Source organism: Hirschia sp., from assembly GCF_058892565.1.
Genome location: NZ_JBZXVU010000013.1, coordinates 72,071 through 97,308, shown reverse-complemented (window position 1 = coordinate 97,308; position 25,238 = coordinate 72,071). Strand labels below are relative to the sequence as shown.

The window sequence follows — 25,238 nt, the reverse complement described above, 5'->3', positions numbered from 1 at the left end:
TCTTGGTAGTCGACCATATTAAAGTCCTCGTTGAAAATATTGACAACTTTTGCCAACAGCTTTCTAAATATATCAATAATTAGATATTGCACTTGTTATTTGTTTTAAGATATGTCAAAAAACACATCTGAAATATCAGAAGACCGTAGAGTCTCAACGGGAGGAAAAAATGAAACTCATAAAAAGCAAATTAACATTTGGGGCAAGCAACCTTGTTTTAGCTCTATTAATCGGGGGCGCTAACGGCGCATTAGCTCAAGAGGTTGTCGCAACCGAAGAAGCAACAATTGATCAAACCACTGACGATAGAGCTGTTCTGGACACTATCATTGTCACCGGGATCAGAGGATCACTTGAGCGCGCAACTGAAATAAAAAGAAACTCAGTAAACTCGGTTGAAGCTGTTGCAATGGAAGATTTGGGAAAATTACCAGATCAAAACGTTGCAGAATCTCTCCAACGTGTTCCCGGCGTAACGATTGAAAGAAACCGTGGAGATGGACAATTCATTTCTGTTCGTGGTTTAGGGCCTGATTTCAACGCCGTCACAATCAATGGCAGAACCATTGCTACTGATAATGTCGGCCGTGCTTTCAGTTTTGATGTTTTGCCATCTGAGCTCATTTCCGGCGCTTCTGTATATAAAAGCCCTACAGCAGCCATAAACGGCGCAAGCATTGGTGCATCCGTTGATATTTCAACTATGCGCCCCCTTGATCAAGACCCATTTAAAGCTGTCGTCAATGTGCGCAGCACATACAATGAATTAGCTGAAAGCAATTCACCCTCACTTTCAGGCCTGTTTAGTTATCACAATGAAGCCAAAACACTTGGTGTTGCACTTGCTGCTTCCTTTGTTGAACGCGACATTCGGTCGGATGCGTTTACCATCGGTGCAGGACACACACCAAGAAGCAGCACTGCTGGCGGTTATTTTGATGGACGCCTAGGGCCAAACGTCGCTGAATTTGAAAACGTTGATACCCCGTCAAACTTGTCACCCTTCTTCGTTCTAAGAGAAGATTCTCGTTTGGGATTGAGCGGTGTCTTACAATACCGTCCGGTCGAAAACCTGACAATGACATTCGATACATTGTACACCAAGCTAGATCAAACAACGGACCAAATTGGTGTGGCTTTTGACTTTAGTGGCGGTACTTTGGTCGAGCAAGTCGTTGAAAACAACGCAGCTGTTTATCAGCGTATTGAAGGTGGATTTGTCGATCAAATCCTAGAACTAGGTGAGCGCCCTGCTGAAACCGTTATGGTCGGCTATAATGCAGAATGGCAATCAGATAGCTTCGAACTTAGCTTCGATGCATCCTACTCTAAAGCAAAACTTGATAGCGAAGGCTATTTCACGACCATTCGTCGTACAGATATGACGCTAGAATATGATCGTCGCAACGGAAACAAAATCTACGATTTCAATTATTCCAGCCCCAACTACCCCAATGCTCCAACTGATGTAGACAATGTCGCTGCTCACTACGTCGCTATTGGATCTGAAAACCGTGAAGACCAAACATTAGAGTTCCGTTTAGATGGAAAATGGGATTCTGGCGAAGGCGTTGTCGCATCTGCCGGTATAGCCATGCAAAACCGCGAAAAAACTCGCGATACATATGGACAGACACCTGATGTTCAATGTGCGTTTTGTGGTGGTGAAGTCTACACATTCCCTTCAAGCCTATTTACGCCGACCAACATGAATTGGTTTGAAGGTGAAGGCGGAAACGTTGTCCGAGAGTGGATCCAATATGATGAACGTGAGCTCACTGAAGCCATGCGCGCATATGACGGCCCCTACGTGGATTGGATGGAAACTGACGGTTATGCAGACCCTGTGTATCAACCAGAAGCAAGTTCAGCTGTAGAAGAAGATGTTCTACTTGGCTACATCATGTTCGACTACGATACTGAACTAGCAGGAATGCCTTTTGCACTAAATACCGGCCTACGAATGGAAGCGACAGAATTTTCTTCCAGTGGTGCAGCTCAGACAATTTTGAGCGCTCAGCCAAATGGACTAGGTCAAAACATTATCGTACTCAGTGATGTTGTGCCAATCAGCTTTGAAGGCGACTATTTCGATATTCTTCCTTCTCTGAATGCTAGATTAGACCTTACTGACCAACTTGTTGCCAGATTTGCGACATCTCGTGTGATGACGCGCCCCACTCTAGATGATCTATCACCCGCACAGACCATTTTGAGTAACCCTGGAAATGAAGCTATTTCTCGCGGCAACCCTGACCTTCTTCCTTTCCGTGCATCACAAATGGAGCTGGGATTAGAATGGTATTTCAATGAACTTGGTCTGTTGTCTCTTACAGGCTTCTATAAAAACGTAGATTCCTTTGTTACATCAACAACAACACCAGAAATGGTCGATCAAGTAACTTTCCAAGTCACAGAGCCTGCAAATGGTGAAGGTGCTGTCGTTAAAGGGCTTGAAATCGGATACCGTCAGGCGTTTGACAATCTACCTTCTCCATTTGATGGTTTAGGGGCAGAAGCTAGCTATACATATGTTAGCAGCGACGCCAATTATGAGAATGAATTGACTGGCGTTAGCTATGGCTTGGAAGGATTGTCAGAAAACTCATACTCACTTGTCGGTTTCTATGAAAAAGGACCGGTTCAAGCCCGTTTAGCCTATACATATCGTGACCCATTCCTTCAGGTCGCATTTGGTCGGAATGGAGACCCAGAGTATTTTGACGAATATCAACAATTGGACGGCAGTTTCTCATTCGCTGTGACAGATAATTTCACTGTGTCTGTGGATGCTCTGAACCTAACAGATGAGAACGAATTCATCTATTCAACAACACCTGATCGTACAAAAGAATACCGTACAACAGGACGTCGTTTTATGGTTGGTGTGCGAGCTAACTTTTAAGCACCAAAAAGTTTAACTTGAACTAACTGACGACCGAGAGCGCCCCTCCCACCTCTTCAAAATGCTCAAAGTCGTCAGTTGGCTCTTTATCGATTGATATTATAGAATACAGTTATTCGTTTGGAATATTTTCTCTAAATATAACTTGAATACTCGGTAAAAACTCTGCTTCAGCGATTTCAGAAACAGCAGATTTCAGCATTTTGACGACTTCCCTTGCCTGCACTTTTGCATTTTGATCAATCACCGCATCCAACGTACGATTGATGAGCATCAAACGGCTAGCCTCTGTAAGGTCGTGTCCAATGAAAATCACATCGTTTTGCCTTCCCAGCTCCTGCAAAGCTCGGCCAATTCCCTGATTTCCAGCTCCACTACTATAAATCCCGGCAATTTGACTTTCTTTAAACAAAGAAATCGTTTTTTCATATGCAAGGTCTCGGTCATCCCCGACTTCAGCTGTGCAGCTAAGCGTAATATTTGGATATTCTTCGGTCAGTATTGAACGAAAGCCCATTTCTCGTTCTTCATGCCCTCGATATGCCATGGAACCCGCAAACAACACGACATTATGTTTTTGTTGTTTCCAAAGAAATTTTCCAAGCAAATGTCCAGCAAGCCGTCCAGCAGCTCGGTTATCAATACCGACATAGCCAACTTTGCGAATTCCATGTATGTCCGTTAACAACGTCGCTATCTTCACACCCGTATTGGCAAGCGTATTTACAGACTCGCGTATCTCCGGACGATCAAGCGCGACAAGTCCAACAGCATCCGTCCGCCCCCTCATGTCGAGTAGTAATTGTGAGAGCCCGGGCAAGTCATAAACATCTATTTGATGCACTGTAATTTCACAATCAACTCGACTTCCTTGCACATCAACCAATTGCCGGCTGAGGCTGCGCATGAAGCTATTTGCTCCCTTAGGTAGTATAAAATCCATCTTGACCCGAGCGCCTCCAACACCCGAAATCGGTCCAAAATATCCAAGTCTCTGAGCAATTTTCATAACAGTATCATGTGTTCTCTGACTTACACCACGCCGATGATTAAGCACGCGATCCACCGTCGCGACAGATACACCTGATTCTACTGCTATTTGAGAGATAGTCGTTCTCATGACGGAATCCATATGATGCTTTTTGATGTGCAAACCATATCCATCATAAAGATTCATGTCCATCCTACTCCAACGGAACAATACCCCCGTATCAGGATAATAAACCATCTTTTTTGATGTAAAATGATGTAAAATGACGTTTGTAGACAGATCAATTTCACATCAAAATCATCTCAAATATCGTGGATCATCGTCACAAATAGATATGCGTTTTCGAACCGCTCTCAAGGCGTTTAATTTAAAATACTGAGCTGGATAATCATGGTTAAATTATACGGGAAAGATTTCAGCCGTAGAGACATAGAATCTCTTAGTGGTGACATCCGCCATGTCGCCGGCGTTCGCCAGATGGAATTATCTGACGGACTTGAACGCGGCATTAGAATACTGGAATTTCGTTCAGGCACAGGACTACGGTTCACTGTCCTAATTGACCGAGCAATGGACCTAGGTGATTGCGAACACAATGGGCGCGCAATAGGTTGGAATTCACCATCTGGATTTCGCAACCCTGCACTTCACGAATATGAAGGTGAAGGTGGCCTTGGTTGGCTGCGTTCTTTTTCTGGACTCATGGTAACGTGCGGGTTGGACCACACGCTTTTTATGAATTCGGTATCAGCTGAAAATTACAATTATAATCCTCGTCAACAATCAAACCATTCTTTACATGGCCGCGTCGGAACCATTCCGGCACGGCTAACTGGCTATGGTGAACGTTGGGAAGGAGACCGCTGCTACCTATGGGCCAAAGGTATCATCAACCAAGGCGCAGTTTTCGGCGAACACTTAGAGCTACACCGCCATATAGAAATAGAAGTCGGTACAGATATCATTCGATTAAATGATGAAGTCATCAACCGCGGTTTCTACAAAACACCACACATGTATTGCTATCATATCAATGTTGGCCATCCCGTACTGGAAGAAGGTTCACGCTATCTCGCCCCAATCAAAGATGTGGTGTGGGCGGCACATGAAGAAGAATACACTGCACAAAAAACAGGATATCGAACAGCCCCCGCACCGCAGATGAATTTTCATGAACAAGTCTGGCAACATGAATTGGCATCAGATCAAAGCGGTAAAGTACCCGTCGCAATCGTCAATGATCGCCTAAACATTGGATTACAAGTCACGACGCGCAAGGATCAATTTCCTTGTCTTTATGAATGGCAAAACTACCAAGCTGGACAATATGCATTCGGTATAGAGCCCTCAACGCATCATGTTTTAGGCAACCAAGCGGCACGTGATCGAAATGAAATGATCTGGCTAAATCATGGCGAGTCAAAATCTTACAATACTGAATTTGAGATACTTAACAGCAAACAAGCTATAGCGAATTCAGAATCAAAAATAAAAGCTATCGCCCAGCAGCCCACAGAAGATTTCCCTCCCCTATCCAATAATTTTGTACAAATCGGAGGCAGAAATTGACGAACATCTATACGAATAAGTCTTCAAAACAACTGACTGGACGCAAAGTGTTATATACAGGTGCTTCTGGCGGTCTTGGAATAGATACAACGATTGCACTCTTGGAAAACGGTGCAGAAGTCATCGCAATTGATCGTGATCAATTGAAAAATGAGCAATTGCGTTCACAAATACCTGTTCACCTCTCTGAAAAATTAACCCTCGCTGCAATTGACTTATCTGATACGCCTGCTCTTCAAAGTTTTCTGGATGACATAATATCTATCGCTCCAATTGATATCGTCATCAACAATGCAGCAATTTACCCATCTAAGCCTTTTGAAGAGTTCACATTAGAGGAACAGCGCCACATTCATTGCGTGAATGTCGAGGCTGCATTGATATGCACCAAGGCCGCCCTAGAAGGCATGCGCGCTCAAGAATGGGGTCGCATTATCAACATTACTTCAATCACACTTTCAGGAGGCTGGGAAAACCTGACTCCTTACGTTCAATCAAAGGGAGCGTTGATGGGACTAACGCGCGCTTGGGCACGCGAATTTGGGAAATGGGGCATCACGGCCAACGCTATCTCTCCCGGCGCATTTCCAACAGACGCTGAGAAAATTCACCCAGACCCTGAAGGATATCAACGCTTCGTGCTGGACCATCAGAGCATAAAACGTCGCGGCAAACCCGAAGATATTGTCGCAACAATTCTTTTTTTAGCTTCTGACGGAGCTGGATTTATATCTGGCCAATCTATTTCAGTTGACGGTGGATGGGTGATGCAATGAGTGGATCAATTGATTTTAATTTAGATGGCCAAATCGGGACGATAACGCTCAACCGCCCCCAAAAATTAAATGCTATTTCAAGGGAAATGGCGAGAGAAATGGAGGACGCCGTCGCCGTTTGTAATTCAAATGATGTTCGAGCTGTTATTTTCACAGGCGCGGGAGAAAAAGCATTCTGCGCAGGAACTGATGTAAAGCAATTAGATGAATTTGACACAGTCTGGGGCATCAGAAATCGGGAGGATTATTGCGCATACATCCGCCGTATCCGTTGTCCGGTTATCTGTGCAATCAATGGTTACGCTCTAGGTGGCGGCCTAGAAATGGCCATGGGCGCGGATATTCGTATTGCAAGTGAAAATGCAAAGCTAGGCGCTCCCGAAATTAAACTCGGCTGGATTGGAGGTGGCGGAATGTCAGTTCACCTATCTCGCAGCGCAGGATACTCCAATGCTGCCCTCATGCTCATGACAGGTGATCCAATAGATGCGGAAACAGCGTTGCAATGGGGTCTAATCTCAGAAATCTGTACACAGGAAACATTGCTTGCGAGAGCAAAAGAAATTGCAGCAACAATCGCATTGCGCGCGCCTATAGCAGCAGAACACGCAAAGCTAAATCTAGCCGCAGCAGGCAACATGCCAGATGATCAAGCGATGCAATATGAGCTTGATCTTCAAGCTGTCGCCTTTGCAACAGAAGACGCCAAAGAAGGCCGTGCTGCTTTTGCAGAAAAACGCACCTCAAACTTCAAGCGCCGCTAAATATCAACGCAAGTGAAAGTAACCCAAATGAGCATCCTTAAAGGAATTCGAGTCCTCGATTGTTCAATCGCAATGGCAGGTCCCCTCGCCGCTCAACGCCTTGCAGATCTTGGTGCCGATGTCATCAAAATTGAGCCGACAAGTGGTGAATGGCAAAGGCACACCGCTGCTGGCGGCGCGACCGGCAACAAAATCAACGTTTCATTTTTGTCGCTAAACAGAAATAAACGCTCTCTGTCGGTCGACCTGAAATCTCCCGATGGAAAAGCAGTGCTGCTGGAAGCGGTCAAAACAGCTGATGTATTCATCCAAAACTACCGAGCAGGTGTCGCGACACGTCTTGGCGTAGACTATGAAACATTATCTGCAATTAATCCCAAACTAGTCTACGTTTCCATGTCGGGATACGGCGAAACAGGCCCATCAGTTAAACGCCCAGGGCAAGATCTTCTCCTTCAGGGCATGTCTGGTGCAATGATGGCAACAGGCGAAGGCGATGGTCCACCACGACCAGCGGGTCAATATCTTGTGGATGCAATTACAGCATACTCAGCATTTGAAGGAGCGCTAGCGGCCCTCTTTCACCGCGAACGTACTGGAGAGGGGCAAAAGGTAAGCATCAATATGCTTGATGCCATCACTACTATCCAAATGCAGGAATTATCTGTTTTCACAAAAGGAAAAGTGAAACCTGAACGCACAAAAGAAGCACATGCACATGTTTATATGCGCGCACCTTATGGTGTATTTCAGACGTCTGACAGCTACATCACATTGGCCTTCGCCCCCTTGGACAAATTGGGTGTAATTCTAGGCAGTGAAGTACTTGCAAAAATGAATAGTGAAACGCACGGCTTCTCACATCGAGACGAAATATTTGCAATCACACGTAAGGCATTATTATCCAAAACATCAGATGAATGGCTAAAAATATTTGATGAAGCCGGAATGTGGGCTGGCCCAGTCTACAATTACGAGCAGCTGATAAATGATCCTCAGATCAAACACAACGGCACTTTTATATCTTATAACCACCCAACAGAAGGCGAAGTCACAACACCAGGCTTTCCTATAAAGTTCTCAAAAACGCCGAGTGAAATCCGTTATGGTGCCCCCATAAATGGTCAACACACGATTGAGGTATTGAAAGAACTAGGCCTTGATGATGAAAAAATCTCCGAGCTGATCGAAAAGCAAGCTGTTCATGTTGGAGAGGATCTCGCGTGAAATCGTTTAAAGGTCTAACTTGGGATCATCCACGCGGCAAAGATGCACTAATCGCGTTTGCCAAACTCATCTCTCGAGAAAGAGATGAGTTTGAATTGCAATGGGATGTTCAATCATTGGAAGGATTTGAAAGCGCGCCCATCGCGAAATTATGCGAAGCCTATGATATTTTGATCATCGACCATCCACATCTTGGTGAAGCATGCGCCCACAATTGTTTGCAGCCTTGGGACAATTTTTTAACGCCAGAGCAACAACAATCTCTTGATGAGAAAACTGTCGGCCCAAGCCTACCAAGCTATGTCATGAATGATCAACTTTGGGCTTTGCCTTTAGATGCAGCTACTCAGGTTGCTGTCCAAAAGCCTCATTTGCTCATGAATGCACCTGACACTTGGGAAGATGTATTAACCTTAGCCCAAACAGATGGAAGAGTTGCTCTGTCTTGGGCTGGGCCACATGCTTTTCTGTCATTCTTATCTATTTGTGCTGCTTTTGACATCGGGTTTGGCCTTCACCCCGCTCAAATGGTTCAAGACCGCAACGGAGCTATATCGGTTCTAGACCTTCTAGCAAAACTAGATAAATATCAGCCTGAAGCGACACGCCAATTGAACCCGATTGGGTTATTGGAATACATGACGAACCATGATGATGTTATTTACTGCCCGTTAGTGTATGGCTACGTCAATTACGCCCAACTCGATGCACGCGAACGGTTATCATTTCTGAATGCTCCCAAAGGGCCCAGCGGTTTTCGTGGCTCAACTATTGGTGGAACAGGTATAGCCCTTTCAGCCAATTGCACCCCATCCCCTCAGCTGATCAAACACCTTATAGACATGCTCAATGGTGTGTCCCAGCACACATTAATACCAGAAAATAATGGTCAGCCGAGCTTACGCTCTGCGTGGAAAGATGACTCAATAAATCAGGCCTCTGGTGATTTTTACAAAAACACATTGGACACGATTGATACGGCTTATGTTCGTCCGCGATTTAACGGCTACATTCAATTTCAAAGCGAAGCCTCACAACTATTGAGAGCAAATCTCCAAGCTCAACTCCCAAGCTCGTCTATCTTGAAGAACCTAGAAGAGCTTTATGTTTTCCATAAAGATTTAAACCCTACACAAAACACCGCCCCTCACCCCGCGAAAGGAAATTAGATGCAATTACCAAAAGAAGGAATTTTTCTGGGTCGCGTCTGGAGACCAGAGTTTGAGGGACCATCTATTGTTACCATTCGCGACAATAATGTGGTCGATATTACCAACAAAACCTACCCGCTCATACGCGACATATGCGAGATGGATGACCCTGCTCATTACGTTGAACATGCCGAGGGAGAGAATATTGGCACCTTAGAAGACATCGCTCAAAATAAGGTTAGCGATTTTTCACGGCCACATTTTCTTGCACCACTAGATTTACAGGCAGTCAAAGCGTGTGGGGTCACATTTGCTAATTCTATGGTCGAACGCGTGATAGAAGAACGCGCTGCAGGAAATGCGCAAGAAGCCAATGCCATTCGTGAACGCATAGGCAAGCTCATCGGCAATAGCCTTAAAGATATTCAAGCTGGCTCTCAAGAAGCTGATCGCGTCAAACACATTCTCATTGAAGAAGGGTTGTGGAGCCAATATCTGGAAGTTGGTATAGGACCCGATGCCGAAGTATTTTCCAAAGCCCAAACCCTATCATCCGTTGGTCCCAATGCAGATGTTGGCCTACATCCAGCATCCAACTGGAATAATCCCGAACCTGAAGTCGTTTTGATCGTATCTTCGACTGGAGACATTGTAGGAGCGACTTTAGGGAATGATGTCAATTTACGCGATATTGAGGGGCGTTCAGCCCTGCTACTTTCCAAAGCCAAAGACAACAACGCCTCATGTGCAATCGGCCCTATGATAAGATTGTTCGATCAGTCTTTTACACTCGACACAGTGCGAAATGCAGAATTAGAGCTCAAAGTCACTGGAGAAGATGGTTTCGTCATGACAGGGTATTCCTCCATGAAAGAAATAAGCCGCGATCCAACTGACCTTGTTTCCCAAACCATTGGTCGCCATCACCAATATCCAGATGGCTTGGTTCTCTTCCTTGGTACCCTTTTCGCTCCCACACAAGATAGAGACACACCAGGCGAAGGCTTCACTCACAAACTGGGTGACATTGTTGAAATTTCTGCGCCAGAACTAGGCTGCCTGAAAAATACCGTCCGCCTCAGTACACAATGTCCAGAATGGACCTTCGGCACCAGACAACTCATGCGAAACCTCGCAAAAAGAAATCTGATTTAGGAAAATACAATGCTACAACAAAAACACCTTATCGCTGGCGAATGGGTAGATGGACAGGATTTCTTTGAAAATAGTCCTGTTGAAGGAACAGCTGACAGATTCCCCTTAGGAACAGCTGAACAAATGCATTTGGCTTGTGAAGCTGCTGAAGAAGCTTTTTGGTCTTTTGGTTATTCTGATCGCTCCAAACGCGCCGAGTTTCTCGTTAAAATAGCTGAAGAAATCGAAAAACGCGGAGAAGCTCTAAGCTTGCAAGGGGTTAAAGAAACTGGCCTTCCCAAAGCCCGCTTGGAAGGAGAACGTGGACGAACAACAGGGCAATTACGTTTGTTTGCCGAGCATATTTTAAAAGCCGAATATTTAGATTGCCGCTATGATGAAGCTCTTCCAGATCGCGCACCTGCTCCACGGCCTGATATGAGGTTGATGCAGCGCCCTATCGGCCCTGTAGCTGTTTTTGGTGCCTCCAACTTTCCCTTGGCTTTTTCCACTGCGGGCGGTGATACTGCGGCAGCTTTGGCGGCAGGTTGTCCTGTCGTCGTAAAAGCGCATCAAGCACACCCAGGTGTTTCTGACATAATTGCACAAGCCATAAATGCAGCACGTATAGCATGTGACTTACACCCCGGTGTATTTGGTCAAATACATGGAGACGGTCCTGTCGTCGGCAAAGCATTGGTTGAACACCCATGCATCAAAGCTGTCGGTTTTACCGGTTCTCTACGGGGTGGCCGCGCTTTGTTTGACCTGTGCGCTGCACGCCCAGAACCAATTCCATTCTTTGGGGAACTAGGGTCTATCAATCCTGTTTTCGTATTAGACGGAGCTTTGGCCTCTAGAGGAATAGAAATCGCTAAAAATTGGGCAGCCTCTCTGACAATGGGAGCTGGGCAATTTTGTACAAATCCCGGTATCATCATCATAAATGATGACAAGCAAGGCGACACATTCATAGAAACAGCAAGAGACGCTTTGAATGCGATAGCTCCCCAAACCATGCTAACCAATGGGATAGCAGCCGCTTTTCGAAATGGCGGTCAGAATGTACTAGCATCCCAAATCGCAACTGAAGTGCTCCCAAACACCAGCACAGACCGCCAATGTTCTCCCCACCTCTTTGTAACTGATACAAAAAACTGGCTTGAAAATGACTTACTGAGTGAAGAAGTCTTCGGGCCATTTGCCATCATTATTCGTGCATCTGGACTAGATGATAAATTGAAAATTGCGAAACAGCTCAAAGGGCAACTCACTTGTACGATCCAGCTGGATGCCGAAGACTCACAAGCTGCAAGCGAACTACTACCAATATTGGAACGCAAAGCCGGTAGAATTTTGGCCAATGGCTTTCCTACAGGCGTGGAAGTTTGTGACACCATGGTTCACGGTGGACCATATCCTGCGTCCACAAATTTTGGAGCAACGAGTGTAGGCACAATGGCTATTCGACGCTTCCTACGCCCCGTTTGCTATCAAAACATTCCAGAATCTCTATTACCAGAAGATATAAAATAAACCTTCAATAAAAACAAAAGGTTGCTACAGACAAAATGCAGCAACCTTTTTTGGTCGAATAGCAAATACCTATTTTTTTCTATCAACGACTAAGTCAATATTGTACATTCCAACTCAAATAGGCGCTGCGTTGTTCCCCTGGGAAATATCTTTCATTGCCAAACGCAAAGTCGGCTCGAGACGCATAACGCTCATCGAATATATTTTTGACTTCAAACTGAAGCTGCGACGCATTTGACAACCGCCATTTTACTTTCCAATCAACCAAGTCATGACCGTCATATTTGTGCTGGTTGGATGCATCCGTATAATAATCTCCTTCATGGATGAATTGAAGATTGGTCGAGATCACCTTAATAGGTTCCCACTCCAAACTCACAAACAAGGAAGAATTTGGTGCAGTATCGACATCATTACCGTCAAAGATATCCTCTGTGTCATTGCCGACATCCCGGTCAAAGGCATATTTATGTTCCGCCCAATTCCCACTGGTTGAGATTGTCCATTGGGGAGTAAATTTCCAAGCAAAATCAAACTCAAATCCAGAATGAGTTGTTTCACCATCTTCAACAGTAAAGCCATCTGCATCTCGAAACAGGAAGTTTTTCTTATACCCCACAAAACCTGCCAGTGATGCTCTAAACGTTGGAGACGCATATTTCAGCCCCAGCTCGGCCATATCCAAGGTCTCAACACTGCCTTGCCCTACGATCTGGTTTTGCTGCAAGCGATATAAATCAGTGGTTTGAGGTGGTCTCGCGCCGCGTGAGACAGTAAAATAAGATAAAAGGCTGTCTGATATTTTATAGCGTGCTGCTAGTTTTCCAGTAACCGCGTTGAATACATCTTCGCGGTCATCGGGTCGAATAAATCGTCCTATTGGTACGCCAGATGTCTGATTTTCATATACATATTTTGTATGCGTCAGGCGAAAACCGCCTTGCAGTGTCAATTTATCGGTGACTGCATGCTCCAAACGCGCAGCGGGTGAAATCATATAACTATCAACGATATAGTTATAATGTAGGCCCTGCACATATGAAAATATAGTTTCATTCTCTTGCGATTCAGTCAAAGAACCGCGTGCATATTCTGCGTCGAGACTCCAAAAGAATTGTGTGTCTGCTGTCAAATCCCTGCGAACCGCGCTCATAATCCCTATAGCAGAATGCCCGTTCTCTTCTATCGCTTGAGAAGGAAGAAAGTGCATTCTAAAATCCATATCATTCCACAGAATATATGGTGTAATTGACACCTCACCTGCTTCAATGTCGCGGTTCCATTGACTGGAGAGTTGCAAAGTATCGACATCTCGATACGCATTCGGATTTGGGTTGGTACGCCTTAAATCATCTTGCTTATAAGCATTTTCACTGACAACAAATCCTGCCGTTTCTTGTTCTAAGTGATGATAAGCTAAACGTGTTCTAACTGCCCAATCACCAATCTCCACGCCATGTGACAACAATAGTTTTGATTGATCAGCACCGGAGTCTTCTCGATATCCTCCATCTGAAGACGCAAACAAACCGAGCACTAGGTTTTGCTCTTCACCTTCATAGGCATGAACAATATTACCTTGATACCTGTTATAGCTTCCCGCTTTTAAATTTAGCTCATTTTGATTGTCTGCAAGTGGATCAACCGTAATGACATTTATGGCCCCATGTACCGCATTTGAACCATAGGCCACATCGCCCGGACCGCGTACAATTTCAACTCTATCGGCAAATTGAATTTGTGTATCAAACAACCCATTCACATTAGCAAAGCCAGCACTACGAATTGGCACATTGTCCTGCAAATATAAAAATGATCCGGCCCCTGCTCCGCCCGTAAGAACTGGTGAACGTATTGAGGTCAAATGTTCCTGACCTGACCCAATCTGGATATTTACACCTGCTGCCTGATTAAAAATTTCCGCAGGATGTTCTGGAAGGCTCAATGCTTCAATATTCAGCGAAGATATAGATAAAGGTTCATCTATTGCTGAACTTGGAAAATGAGTAGCACTCACCACTACCGGATCAACGCGTTCCAACTCTTGCGCTTCAACTTTTAACATAGGGGATATAACCACCCCCAACAGGCATCCATAAAATTTCTTATTCAAAACAGTCAATTACCTATTAGATGTCGAAGCAAAAACAAATCGGTATCACCCAAAATCAAGCAAGACAGAGGTCTGCATTTGGGTAATCCAGTCCGACAAGCTTCAAATCAGTGCGAATTGCAATCACTTAATTTCAAAATGTCTTAGCATGTTAGGTTAGCAACACTGTATAAATGACTAATTCAGTTGCTCAATCACACTGGAAAAATCCAAGCCACCCAATCCGTTCTCAGATAATCTAGCGTATGTTTCTTCTGCCATTTTACCAAAGGTGACTTTAGCCCCAACGCTATTGGCCGCATTCTGAGCCAAACGTAAATCTTTGAGCATCATATCGACTGCAAAGCCTGGCTTGTATTCATTATTGGAAGGTGCAGCAGGAACTGGCCCTGGAGCAGGACAATAGGATGTCATTGACCAATTCTGGCCAGACGCTTTTGAAGAAATGTCGAAGAAGGTTTGCGCATCCAAGCCCAATTTCTCAGCCAATTTGAAAGCTTCTGATGTGGCAATCATACTAACGCCAAGCAACATATTATTGGCCAGCTTTGCAACTTGTCCATTTCCAATACCACCCGCATGGAAAATATTCTTGCCCATAGCTTCAAGATAAACCTTGGCACGGGCAAAATTCTTGTCTTCCCCGCCAACCATAAAGGTCAAACTTCCTGCATTGGCAGCCGCTGTTCCACCCGAAACAGGTGCATCAACCATATTCAGGTTTCTAACGCTTAAATCAGCCGAAATAGATCGTGCGTCGTCAACGGAAATAGTTGAGCAATCAATAAACAAAGCATTTTCAGATACACATTCCGCAATACCCGCTTCACCCAGATATACACTACGCACATGTGCACCGGCCGGCAGCATTGTGATGACAATGTCAGCATCTCTTGCGGCTGCAGTCACATTCTCGTGCGAGGTCACTCCAGCAGAAACCACTTTAGCGACCGCATCGGGATTCAAATCAAAAGCATGTACATCTAATCCGGCTTTCGCCAAATTCATGCACATGCCGCTTCCCATATTGCCCAATCCAATAAATGCAATTTTGCTCATGGTCTGAATTCCTTTGAAAATGCCAACTAAACAACATCAAACGACGGCAAAATCGTTTGATCATCACTCTGGTTAAGCAAGCAGGCTCCGCGATACGATCATGCGCATCACCTCATTGGTGCCTTCCAGAATTTTATGAACACGCAAATCGCGGACAATGCGCTCAATTTCATATTCACTCAGATACCCATAGCCGCCATGAAGTTGCAGAGCTTCATTTGCGATATCAAAGCCTTTATCGGTCACGAACCGTTTTGCTGCTGCACACGCGGGTGTCGCGTCGGGGGCATTTGCATCTAATTTGCGGGCAGCCTCATAAAGCATGGCGCGACAAGCACGTAGGTCTATATCCATATCGGCCAGTTTAAATTGGGTCGCCTGAAAATCCGATATTGATTTTCCAAATTGCTTGCGATCTTTGGTATAAGCGATAGCGCGATCTAATGCTTCTTGCGCACCGCCAAGGGAGGCAGACGCAATATTTAATCGTCCACCATCCAGACCCGCCATGGCATATTTAAAACCCTCCCCGATTACACCGACCAAATTGGAAGCTGGAATGCGACAATCATCAAAATTCACCATGCAAGTGGGCTGCGCTCTCCATCCCATTTTTTCTTCGTTTTTGCCAAACGATAATCCCGGCGCATCTTTAGGAACGACAAAAGTAGAAATTCCGCGCGCACCCTCATCTGAAGTGCGCGCCATGACGACATAAATATCTGAAAAATTACCGCCTGAGATGAAAACTTTTGAACCATTCAGCACATAGTCTTCGCCCTTTTGAACTGCCTTTGTTTGCAGGCTGGCGGCATCTGATCCTGAATTTGGCTCAGTCAAACAATAAGATGCAAGCAAATCACATTTTGTGAGCTGAGGCAGATATTTTGCACGAAGCGCTTCATCGCCAAATTTATCAATCATGGCCGTTGCCATATTGTGGATGGATAAAAAAGCTGCGTGTGAAATACACCCTTTTGAGAGTTGTTCAAAAATCAACACCGCATCCAAACGACTAAGTGCTGAACCACCAAACTCTTCTTGAGTGTATATGCCGCCAAAGCCAAGTTCACCAAGTTGAACGAAAACATCTCTATCAAGGAAATGTTCTCTATCCCATTTCGCTGCATTGGGCCGCAAAACATCATCAGTGAAACGCGCGGCCATATCGCCGATCATCCCCTGCTCCTCAGTCAATTGGCTCATGCAAGTCTCTCCTATTGGTCCAAGAAGGACGCTTTTCGTTTTTCAGCAAAAGCAGCCATGCCTTCTTTTTGGTCTAACGTGCCAAACAGCCCCATAAACAAGCGGCGTTCATATTTTACACCCTCTGTTGTGGATAATTCCAATGAACGCGAAACCATTTCTTTAGATGCAAGTATTGATGGCAAAGAATAGTTTGCGATTTCCGTTGCTGCGCTCATGGCTTCATCCATAAGCTTGTCATGTTCAACTAAGCGCGAACACATACCTATTCTGTCAGCTTCAGCACCATCAATCATGCGGCCAGTGAGAACCAGATCCATCGCGCGCGCCTTACCGATTGCTTTTGTCAAGCGAATGGACCCGCCCATTCCGGGTGTGACACCAAGCTTAATTTCAGGCTGTCCAAATTTGGCTTTATCTGAAGCAATGAGCATATCGCACATAAGAGCAAGCTCGCAGCCCCCACCAAGCGCGAACCCATTTACCGCCGCAATAACCGGCTTACGACAAGCCGCAAACTTATCCCAACCCGCAAAATAATCAGCAAGGAACATATCGGAAAAAGACTGATCTTTCATCTCTTTGATATCTGCGCCTGCTGCAAAAGCACGTCCGGCACCCGTTAGAATAGAAACAACAATTTCAGGGTCTCTATCAATGTCATCAAACGCTGAAACAATATCATTCATTATCTGAGCATTAAGTGCATTCAGCGCTTCTGGGCGGTTCAATGTGACAACTGCAATGCGGTTGTTTTTTTCTACAATAATCGATTCATATGAACTCATACCCTTAGCCCTTTTCAGTCTTGAAATGCACCTATTGCATGGTCGGAATAATAAATGCTTGGTCTGCTATGTCACCCTCCGGCCATCGTTGCGTAATCGTTTTAACTTTCGTCCAAAAACGCACCCCCTCCGGTCCATGTTGATTGACATCACCGAATGCAGAACGCTTCCATCCACCAAATGAATGATAAGAAACTGGCACTGGAATTGGCACATTTATGCCAACCATGCCGACCTGAACTTTGGCCGCAAAATCACGTGCAATTCGGCCAGATCGCGTAAAGATCGCAACACCATTTCCATATTGATGATTGGTTGCAAGTGCCGTTGCTTCTTCTAAGGTTTCAGCGCGAACAATCTGCAATACCGGGCCAAAAATTTCCTCTTTATAGCTCTGCATGTCTGGTTTCACATGATCAAATAAAGATGGTCCAATAAAGAAACCATTCTCATGGCCTTGCAGCTTCAAACCGCGGCCATCTAGCTTGAGCTCTGCGCCCTCATCCACCCCCATCTGGATGTAGCTCTCAATCTTATTCTTGTGGGCAGCGCTGACGACCGGTGCAAAATGAGCTTCGGAATCTGTGGAAACGCCAACTCTCAGCTCTTTGGCCGCATCCAACATGCGCTCTATGAATGCATCCGCCGTTTTTTGTCCGACGGGCACCGCAACAGGCAACGCCATGCAGCGCTCTCCAGCCGAACCATAAGCTGCACCCACAATATCTTTAACAACCTGATCCATATCAGCATCAGGCATGATAATGCCGTGGTTTTTCGCGCCGCCCATAGCCTGAACACGCTTACCGTGCGCTGTGCCAGTTGCGTAGACATATTGTGCAATATCAGATGAACCTACAAAAGATATCGCTTTGACCTCAGCATGGGTTAGCAAGGCATCAACGGCCTGTTTGTCACCATTCACGCAATTGAAAACACCCTCTGGCGCGCCTGCCTCCAGCATAAGCTCAGCTAAACGCAAAGGCACAGAGGGATCTTTCTCTGAAGGTTTAAGAATGAACGTATTGCCACACGCAATAGACACAGCCCCCATCCAGCATGGTATCATTGCGGGAAAATTAAACGGCGTAATCCCAACTGTCACACCCAATGCCTGCCGCATTGAATAGACATCAATGCCGGGGCCAGCATCTTGAGTGTACTCACCCTTTTGCAAATGCGGAATCCCACAAGCAAACTCCACCACATCAATGCCGCGCTGAATATCACCTTTAGAATCCGCAATCACTTTGCCATGCTCGCAAGAAAGAAGTTCTGCTAATTCGGTGATATTGTTTTCAAGCAGTCTTTTGAATTCAAACATCACGCGCGCTCGGCGCTGCGGATTTGTTAAAGGCCAATCTTCAAAAGCAGCTTTAGCACTTGCAACAGCTACCATCACATCTTGTTGGGAGGCCAAAGAGACACGTGCTTGAACATCACCTGTATTGGGGTCAAAAACATCAGAAAACCGCCCTGATTGGCTTTCAAATGGTTTTCCGCCGATGAAATGATGAATGTCCCGCACGATCGACCTCCAAATAATTATTATCTCTTTTCACCTTCACTACACCTAGAAACAAAGCAGTTAAATATTGAAAAATGCAGATTACATCGGCAAATATGCAGATGTATGAGAAATTTACGTTGGATACGTCCAATACAAAGCTATGAGACGAAAATACGCCCCAACCAAACAGAGAAATTTTCATAAAAAAACTGCCTCTCCCAATATGGAAAAGGCAGTTTGATAACGCGGTTTAGATATCAACTAAGTCATTGTAGAAGCCAAATCATAGCGCCTAGCAATGCTTTAAATTTGAACATCCAAACTAATTCAATGGTGGTGCGTAGCTTGTCAGGTTAATACCTTCAACAGCTGCTTTGTATTCTTCCATATTTGGCACGCGACCAAGAATTGTTGAAAGAACAACAACCGGCGTAGAAGCCAACAATGACTCACCTTTTTTGTTGTCTGTGTCTTCCACAACGCGACCTTGGAATAGACGTGTAGATGTCGCCATCACAGTGTCACCCTTGGCAGCTTTTTCTTGGTTACCCATACAAAGGTTACAGCCTGGACGCTCTAGATAAAGCATGTTTTCGTATTCTGTACGGGCTGCCGCTTTAGGTGCTGTGTCGTCAAATTCAAAACCAGCGTATTTCTTCAATACATCCCAGTCACCTTCAGCTTTTAGCTCATCAACAATATTATATGTTGGCGGGGCGACAACCAATGGTGCTTGGAATTCAACTTTACCATTTTGCTTCTCAAGGTTTTGAAGCATTTCGGAAAGTATTTTCATATCACCTTTGTGGACCATACATGACCCAATGAAACCAAGGTCTACTGTCTTCGTACCGCCGTAATAAGATATAGGACGGATTGTGTCGTGTGTATAGCGCTTAGATACGTCTTCATTATTGACGTCTGGGTCGGCGATCATTGGCTCAACGATTTCATCAAGATCAATCACGACCTCAGCAAAATATTTGGCGTTGTCATCTGGATTAAGCGGAGGTTGTGCACCAGATTTAATGCCCGCAATACGCTTATCAGCTTTATCAATCAGCCCTTGAAGAACTTTGCCTTCATTGTCCATACCCTTGTCAATCATGATTTGGATACGGCTTTTTGCAATCTCAAGAGATTCAACGAGCGTGTCACTTTCTGAGATACAGATAGACGCTTTGGCTTTCATCTCAGCAGACCAGTCGGTGAATGTGAAAGCTTGGTCGGAAAGCAATGTTCCGATGTGCACTTCAATCACTCGGCCTTGGAACACATTGTCACCAAATTGAGCAAGCATTTGCGCTTGTGTCGCGTGCACAACATCACGGAAATCCATGTGATCTTTCAATGTGCCTTTGAATGTCACTTTAACGGACTCAGGAATTGGCATTGTCGCCTCACCTGTCGCGAGAGCAAGAGCAACCGTTCCAGAGTCAGCACCAAATGCCACACCTTTGGACATACGTGTGTGACTGTCTCCACCGATGATGATATCCCAATCATCAACAGTCAGATCATTCAACACTTTGTGGATCACGTCTGTTAGTGGAGCATATTTGTCTGCTGGATCACGCGCCGTGATCATTCCAAACTTGTTCATAAAGCTCATAAGCTTTGGAATATTTTCTCTCGCTTTTATATCCCAAACAGAAGCTGTGTGACATCCAGATTGATAACCACCATCAACAATTGGAGAAATGACAGTCGCAGCCATTGATTCCAATTCCTGACATGTCATCAGGCCAGTTGTGTCTTGAGACCCAACAATGTTCACCTCAACACGCACATCAGATCCAGCGTGCAACGTTGCGCCTGGTGTTGTACCGACGGCATTTTTGTTGAAAATTTTCTCAACAGCTGTCAGCCCTTGACCTTTGTGAGAAATTTCTTTTGCAGGTGCATAAGCAGATTTCAATTCTTGCCCAAGTGTTGCAGCCGCGAAAGTTTGAAGCTTTTTACCAAAGACAACAGCATAAGATCCACCCGCTTTCATGAACTCAACTTTTTGCGGTGTGAATGCAGAAGATATATCTGCAAGCTCTTTGTCGCCATTATAGAGCTTTTTCTCTTTAGTGTTGATCGTCAGCACTGTGCCTGTTGCGACAGAATAGGCTTCTTCTAGAACTACATCGCCATTTTCATCTTTGACTACATTGCCGTTTGCATCTGTCTTTTTCACCCAGTTTTTAAGGTCAAGACCGATACCACCAGTTACACCGACAGTTGTCAGAAAGATTGGTGAGATACCATTCGTTCCTGCGACCACTGGCGCAATGTTGACGAAAGGAACATATGGGCTTGCTTGTTTACCAGCCCACAAAGCCACATTATTCACACCAGACATACGGGAGGAACCAACCCCCATAGTCCCTTTTTCAGCGATAAGCATAACGCGTGCTTCAGGGTGTTTTTTCTGTAACTCTTGGATTTCTGTCTGTGCTTCAGGTGTAATCATACACTTACCGTGAAGTTCACGATCTGAACGCGAGTGAGCCTGATTACCCGGAGAAAGAAGGTCAGTAGAGATGTCACCTTCACCAGCTATATAAGTGACAACTTTGATTTCTTCTTCAATATCAGGAAGCTTTGTAAAGAATTCAGCTTTGGCATAGCTTTTAAGAATGTCGGCTGCGATAGCATTGCCTGCTTTATAAGCATCAGCCAAACGCGCTGTATCCGCGTCGTATAAGAAGACCTGAGTTTTCAAAACGTCAGCCGCTTTTCCAGCGATAGCGGCATCATCGCCCAAAGCAATATCAAGAAGGACCTCAACAGATGGTCCACCCTTCATGTGGGAAAGAAGTTCAAAAGCAAAATCAGTGGAAATTTCTTCAACACTGGCGTCGCCTAGAATAATTTCTTTCAAAAACAGTGCCTTCTCACCAGCCGCGCTGGTTGTGCCGGGCAACGTATTGTAAATAAAGAACTTCAAAGAGCTTTCACGGTGCTCGTTTTGAGTATCTTTTATTTGCGAGATAATCTCTTTAACAAGTGCGCCATCGTCGATAGGCTTTGGGTTCAAACCTTCGTTTTTACGGTTTGCAATCTCATTCAGGTAGTCGTTGTATAAACTCATGATTGTCCCAACAATTTAGTTTTAGGTGTAGCTTGAACGCCGGGACGCAATATATCTGGCGGGCCGAGAATAAGCTGGTTGGCCGCATAAGTATTTAAGCTGGCATTTTCTTGCAAGTTTTTTTGCGCATTATCTTTGCGAATGATTTTCATTACCATTATAGTATTCCTCTATCATATCGCTTTCACTTCACTTAATCTGTTAAAAGAGTCTCGATTGAGTGCTGAACTAATTGTACCAGACTAGCGAATTACTGTTTAAATTCTATGCGCCAAACGTTCTATCTTTTGCGAATTAATGGCGATGCCGTCAGCAATTTACGCTAAAACATCTTTATACGGATGGTTTACTAACAAGAAGTCTTTATTTTAAATCTGCCACACAAAGAAACTGACACAAAACTCAGATAGAAGCTGAGACGTAGGTTTCAACATGTATGGCTCACTCATCAAGACCTCACATTTCTTTTGTGCTTAGAAATAGCATTCGCTTAACCATTGCGTGCCCATCATGTACGAGCTTTCACTTCGTTTAGAAGTTCTAAAAAGCATATCGGCTAGCCTTGCACTTGGCATATGGTGCTGTGCCTCAATCTCCCCTGCAATGGCACAGATTGAGCCGTCTTCACCCGCCGCCGATATGACATCGGATGTTAAAAATTATGTCTACATCCAAAATGATGATTTAAGCGAAGTCCTGACAAAGCTCTCGCATATCTATGATACGAATATTCTGTTTTCGTCGGAGGAATTATCTGGGAAAACAGCCAATATTGTTATCGGCTCTTTTACGTTAAGCGAAGTGTTGACCACAATTCTTGAGCCACAAAACCTAGAGTTTGTTCACGTCGATATAAACTCGATTGCAATCATCCCATCAAACCAGCCAGCCCCTGAAATTATACCATTCCAGAAGGCCCAAAAATCACGTTCTTTTCACCCGCCGAAAACGCTTCGTCTCAATCAAATTGTTGTCACAGGAACCCGCGCACCTAACCGTTCGATTTTTTCTTCACTTGCACCTATCGACATTATTCAGGGATCTCATATTCGAGCGAACATATCTGACGATCTCTCGGATGGCTTAGCGCGAAGCCTGCCAAGCTTCACCGCCTATCGATACCCACTTAGTGATGGTTTAATTTTTAATCGCCCAACGGGATTGCGTAGCCTGAATGCTGAACACACGCTTGTACTTGTCAACGGGAAACGGCGTCATAAATCCGCGTTTCTAGAATCCACAAATGGGCACGCCGTTGATCTATCCCAAATCCCTCTCAACATAATCGAACGTGTTGAGGTGCTCAGAGATGGCGCATCCGCACAATATGGATCTGATGCCATTGCAGGCGTCATAAATGTGATACTCGATGAGGATGTGGAGCAGAGCCTATTTTTGCAAACCTCTCAATATTATGAAGGCGATGGCACATCCATCCGAGCAGGCATACGATCAGGAAAAGCTTTCTTCGATCAAAGCTTTTTCAATTTTGATTTAGAAGCTTTTGGTTCCGAACCAACCTCCCGCTCAAGGCAGCGCCAAGACGCATTGGATTTTGAAGCGGCTCACCCAGAGATAGAGCTCCCCGATCCAGTGCAAAGATGGGGTAAGCCACATAGAAAAGGCGTGAGACTCGCGACGAATTTAAAGTCCTACCTCACCCCGAAACTTATCTTCTATAATTTTGCAAATTTGAATCTCACAGAAGGCAGTTCAGACCTCAATTGGCGCAATCCAGATACAAATCGTGCTTTTAATGAAAGCGATGCGTTTCCTAATTTCAGTTTGAACACGATATATCCAAAAGGTTTCACACCAAATTTTGGTGTCAATGACACCGACATTTCCATTTTTGCAGGTTTGAAAAATGACTCGATCAGCAATACTGGGACAATAAACTGGGATTTTAGTTTGGGTTATGGTCAAAACACGATTGATTATTTTCTGCGTCATTCCATCAATGCATCACTTGGCCCAAACAGCCCCACATCATTCACCCCGGGGACATTACAGCAAACTGAATTGCTATCGAACCTTGATGTGAATTATCAAATTCCACTACCCAACAATGATAAAAACATCAGCATTGCAGCAGGCTTAGAGGCGCGTTCAGATGGTTATCGCGTAAAAGCAGGTGATCTTGCATCCTACGCCATCGGTTCAGGGATTGTGGATGACCTGCCCCCTGGGTCCAACGGTTTTCCTGGCTACACCCAACAACAAGCCATAAAGGTTAGCGAAGTCAGTTCGGCAGCTTATATAGATACCGAAATCCCGTTGACATCTCGCTGGACACTTGGATTTGCAACACGATTTGAAAATTCAAAGGCCTATGACAACAATTTTACCGGTAAACTCTCATCCTTATATCAAGTGACGCCTGAATTTCTATTTAGAACAACATTCTCGACCGGATATCATGCGCCGACACAGGGGCAATTATACAGTGAACGTACAAATCAAAGTCTAGATGTTGAAACGTTGGATGTCCTGACAAATGGTCGAATAGCACCCACTAGCCCTATCGCAAAAATAGTATCTAAACGCGATGATGTTTCGATAATACCTCTTCGTCCTGAGACATCTGAAAATTTCTCTTTTGGCTTTGCTTATAATTTGGATCACCAAATTTCAGTCACCGCGGACCTCTATCAAATCAATGTCGATGACAGACTTAGCCTAACCAATTCTTTGGTTCTGACCGGAGAAGAACGCGCAGCAGTGTCTCAGATTGATGGTTTTAAAAATATAGATATATCGACCGTAAACTTCCTGCAAAACAACATGAACACACGCACACGCGGGCTTGATATTGTCACTTCAAAATTCTTTGAATTAGAGACAGCGCAATTAAACCTAACCGCCGCATACAATTATAATGAAACCCGTGTTCTGGACCTCAACAGTATTGAAAACACACTTTTACGTTTGCGAACCGAAAACCAAACCCCAACTCACCGAGCAAGTGTATCAGCAGAATTGAGCAAAGATAAATGGTCCATCACGGGGCGACTACGCTATTATGGACCGTGGAGATATGATGCAAGCAGCAACATAGATGACCCGCTGCAAACATTTGGAGAAGAGTTTATTTTCGACCTCAGCCTCTCTTATGATTTAAACAATTCTCTCTATCTTCAGGCCGGTGTTGAAAACTTATTTAATAACTATCCTGATGAAGCCAGTTATCAATCAAATCGCGGTCTGATATATTCACGCAACGCACCATATGACACAGATGGCGGCGTTGCATACATTAAGCTCAAATATTCAAAATAATTATAAATCGTTATATTTCAACAATATAGGTAAGTTTAAGGCTGTAAAAGCTTTGCATTTGTGTGAAGCTTTTATGAAGTCGAACTTTTGATCGACACAAACCTGAAATGCCCTCGTCACCCTTATTGCACAGCGAGTTTCTCTATTGGGG

17 protein-coding genes are annotated in these 25,238 nt (G+C 44.7%); 9 read left to right on the top strand and 8 right to left on the bottom strand.

Features of this window, described 5'->3' with window-relative positions; all coding sequences use genetic code 11:
- The first annotated feature begins 169 nt into the window (after nt 1-169).
- The gene (locus AC5EF3_RS05785) at nt 170-2,905 is read left to right on the top strand and encodes a TonB-dependent receptor (protein ID WP_493547370.1); all 2,736 of its coding nucleotides are present in this window, start codon (nt 170-172) and stop codon (nt 2,903-2,905) included.
- A gap of 112 nt (nt 2,906-3,017) precedes the next feature.
- On the opposite strand, the gene AC5EF3_RS05780 is transcribed toward AC5EF3_RS05785, so the two are convergent.
- On the bottom strand, nt 3,018-4,082 hold the full coding sequence (locus AC5EF3_RS05780) for a LacI family DNA-binding transcriptional regulator (RefSeq protein ID WP_493547369.1): 1,065 nt from the start codon (nt 4,080-4,082) through the stop codon (nt 3,018-3,020).
- A gap of 204 nt (nt 4,083-4,286) precedes the next feature.
- Here AC5EF3_RS05780 and AC5EF3_RS05775 point away from each other — a divergent pair, with 204 nt between their 5' ends.
- Genes AC5EF3_RS05775 through AC5EF3_RS05745 form a run of 7 tightly spaced genes read left to right on the top strand, consistent with a single transcriptional unit; the run spans nt 4,287 to nt 12,053 of the window.
- Nucleotides 4,287-5,465, top strand: coding sequence for an aldose 1-epimerase family protein (locus tag AC5EF3_RS05775; RefSeq protein ID WP_493547368.1), 1,179 nt, complete (start codon nt 4,287-4,289; stop codon nt 5,463-5,465).
- Nucleotides 5,462-6,241, top strand: coding sequence for an SDR family NAD(P)-dependent oxidoreductase (locus AC5EF3_RS05770; protein ID WP_493547367.1), 780 nt, complete (start codon nt 5,462-5,464; stop codon nt 6,239-6,241). The genes AC5EF3_RS05775 and AC5EF3_RS05770 overlap by 4 nt, the downstream gene beginning before the upstream one ends.
- Entirely contained in the window at nt 6,238-7,005 is a 768-nt protein-coding gene (locus tag AC5EF3_RS05765; protein WP_493547366.1) for an enoyl-CoA hydratase/isomerase family protein, read from the top strand. Before AC5EF3_RS05770 ends, AC5EF3_RS05765 begins: the two co-directional genes overlap by 4 nt.
- A 27-nt stretch (nt 7,006-7,032) precedes the next feature.
- The gene (locus AC5EF3_RS05760; RefSeq protein WP_493547365.1) at nt 7,033-8,232 is read left to right on the top strand and encodes a CaiB/BaiF CoA transferase family protein; all 1,200 of its coding nucleotides are present in this window, start codon (nt 7,033-7,035) and stop codon (nt 8,230-8,232) included.
- On the top strand, nt 8,229-9,401 hold the full coding sequence (locus AC5EF3_RS05755; RefSeq protein WP_493547364.1) for a carbohydrate ABC transporter substrate-binding protein: 1,173 nt from the start codon (nt 8,229-8,231) through the stop codon (nt 9,399-9,401). The genes AC5EF3_RS05760 and AC5EF3_RS05755 overlap by 4 nt, the downstream gene beginning before the upstream one ends.
- The gene (locus tag AC5EF3_RS05750; RefSeq protein ID WP_493547363.1) at nt 9,402-10,538 is read left to right on the top strand and encodes a fumarylacetoacetate hydrolase family protein; all 1,137 of its coding nucleotides are present in this window, start codon (nt 9,402-9,404) and stop codon (nt 10,536-10,538) included.
- A 9-nt stretch (nt 10,539-10,547) separates the two neighbouring features.
- Complete coding sequence (locus AC5EF3_RS05745) at nt 10,548-12,053, top strand: aldehyde dehydrogenase (NADP(+)) (protein ID WP_493547362.1); 1,506 nt, start codon at nt 10,548-10,550, stop codon at nt 12,051-12,053.
- A gap of 94 nt (nt 12,054-12,147) precedes the next feature.
- Here the strand turns inward: AC5EF3_RS05745 and AC5EF3_RS05740 are convergent, their stop codons facing one another.
- The 7 genes from AC5EF3_RS05740 to AC5EF3_RS05710 all read right to left on the bottom strand — a co-directional run bounded on the left by AC5EF3_RS05740 (nt 12,148) and on the right by AC5EF3_RS05710 (nt 21,966).
- Entirely contained in the window at nt 12,148-14,118 is a 1,971-nt protein-coding gene (locus tag AC5EF3_RS05740) for a TonB-dependent receptor (protein ID WP_493547361.1), read from the bottom strand.
- Nucleotides 14,119-14,343: 225 nt separating this feature from the next.
- A complete protein-coding gene (gene mmsB, locus AC5EF3_RS05735; RefSeq protein ID WP_493547360.1) occupies nt 14,344-15,225 on the bottom strand; it encodes a 3-hydroxyisobutyrate dehydrogenase in 882 nt (293 codons plus the stop codon).
- Nucleotides 15,226-15,297: 72 nt separating this feature from the next.
- Nucleotides 15,298-16,431, bottom strand: coding sequence for an acyl-CoA dehydrogenase family protein (locus AC5EF3_RS05730; protein ID WP_493547359.1), 1,134 nt, complete (start codon nt 16,429-16,431; stop codon nt 15,298-15,300).
- A gap of 11 nt (nt 16,432-16,442) precedes the next feature.
- The gene (locus AC5EF3_RS05725) at nt 16,443-17,219 is read right to left on the bottom strand and encodes an enoyl-CoA hydratase-related protein (RefSeq protein WP_493547358.1); all 777 of its coding nucleotides are present in this window, start codon (nt 17,217-17,219) and stop codon (nt 16,443-16,445) included.
- A 31-nt stretch (nt 17,220-17,250) separates the two neighbouring features.
- A complete protein-coding gene (locus AC5EF3_RS05720; protein ID WP_493547357.1) occupies nt 17,251-18,747 on the bottom strand; it encodes a CoA-acylating methylmalonate-semialdehyde dehydrogenase in 1,497 nt (498 codons plus the stop codon).
- A gap of 304 nt (nt 18,748-19,051) precedes the next feature.
- A complete protein-coding gene (locus AC5EF3_RS05715) occupies nt 19,052-21,808 on the bottom strand; it encodes a bifunctional aconitate hydratase 2/2-methylisocitrate dehydratase (protein WP_493547356.1) in 2,757 nt (918 codons plus the stop codon).
- Complete coding sequence (locus tag AC5EF3_RS05710) at nt 21,805-21,966, bottom strand: hypothetical protein (protein WP_015828529.1); 162 nt, start codon at nt 21,964-21,966, stop codon at nt 21,805-21,807. Before AC5EF3_RS05710 ends, AC5EF3_RS05715 begins: the two co-directional genes overlap by 4 nt.
- A gap of 352 nt (nt 21,967-22,318) precedes the next feature.
- Between AC5EF3_RS05710 and AC5EF3_RS05705 the strand changes: the two genes are divergently transcribed.
- Nucleotides 22,319-25,087 carry a TonB-dependent receptor domain-containing protein gene (locus AC5EF3_RS05705; protein ID WP_493547355.1) on the top strand — a complete coding sequence of 923 codons (2,769 nt, stop codon included), beginning with the start codon at nt 22,319-22,321 and terminating at the stop codon, nt 25,085-25,087.
- The last annotated feature ends 151 nt before the right edge of the window (nt 25,088-25,238 follow it).

Coding starts and splice junctions, on each gene's coding strand:
- AC5EF3_RS05740 (WP_493547361.1), bottom strand. CDS start 14,118: ATGTTAAAAGTTGAAGCGCAAGAGTTGGAACGCGTTGATCCGGTAGTG.
- AC5EF3_RS05750 (WP_493547363.1), top strand. CDS start 9,402: ATGCAATTACCAAAAGAAGGAATTTTTCTGGGTCGCGTCTGGAGACCA.
- AC5EF3_RS05705 (WP_493547355.1), top strand. CDS start 22,319: ATGTACGAGCTTTCACTTCGTTTAGAAGTTCTAAAAAGCATATCGGCT.
- AC5EF3_RS05765 (WP_493547366.1), top strand. CDS start 6,238: ATGAGTGGATCAATTGATTTTAATTTAGATGGCCAAATCGGGACGATA.
- AC5EF3_RS05780 (WP_493547369.1), bottom strand. CDS start 4,082: ATGAATCTTTATGATGGATATGGTTTGCACATCAAAAAGCATCATATG.
- AC5EF3_RS05710 (WP_015828529.1), bottom strand. CDS start 21,966: ATGGTAATGAAAATCATTCGCAAAGATAATGCGCAAAAAAACTTGCAA.
- AC5EF3_RS05745 (WP_493547362.1), top strand. CDS start 10,548: ATGCTACAACAAAAACACCTTATCGCTGGCGAATGGGTAGATGGACAG.
- AC5EF3_RS05785 (WP_493547370.1), top strand. CDS start 170: ATGAAACTCATAAAAAGCAAATTAACATTTGGGGCAAGCAACCTTGTT.
- mmsB (WP_493547360.1), bottom strand. CDS start 15,225: ATGAGCAAAATTGCATTTATTGGATTGGGCAATATGGGAAGCGGCATG.
- AC5EF3_RS05775 (WP_493547368.1), top strand. CDS start 4,287: ATGGTTAAATTATACGGGAAAGATTTCAGCCGTAGAGACATAGAATCT.
- AC5EF3_RS05715 (WP_493547356.1), bottom strand. CDS start 21,808: ATGAGTTTATACAACGACTACCTGAATGAGATTGCAAACCGTAAAAAC.
- AC5EF3_RS05725 (WP_493547358.1), bottom strand. CDS start 17,219: ATGAGTTCATATGAATCGATTATTGTAGAAAAAAACAACCGCATTGCA.
- AC5EF3_RS05730 (WP_493547359.1), bottom strand. CDS start 16,431: ATGAGCCAATTGACTGAGGAGCAGGGGATGATCGGCGATATGGCCGCG.
- AC5EF3_RS05760 (WP_493547365.1), top strand. CDS start 7,033: ATGAGCATCCTTAAAGGAATTCGAGTCCTCGATTGTTCAATCGCAATG.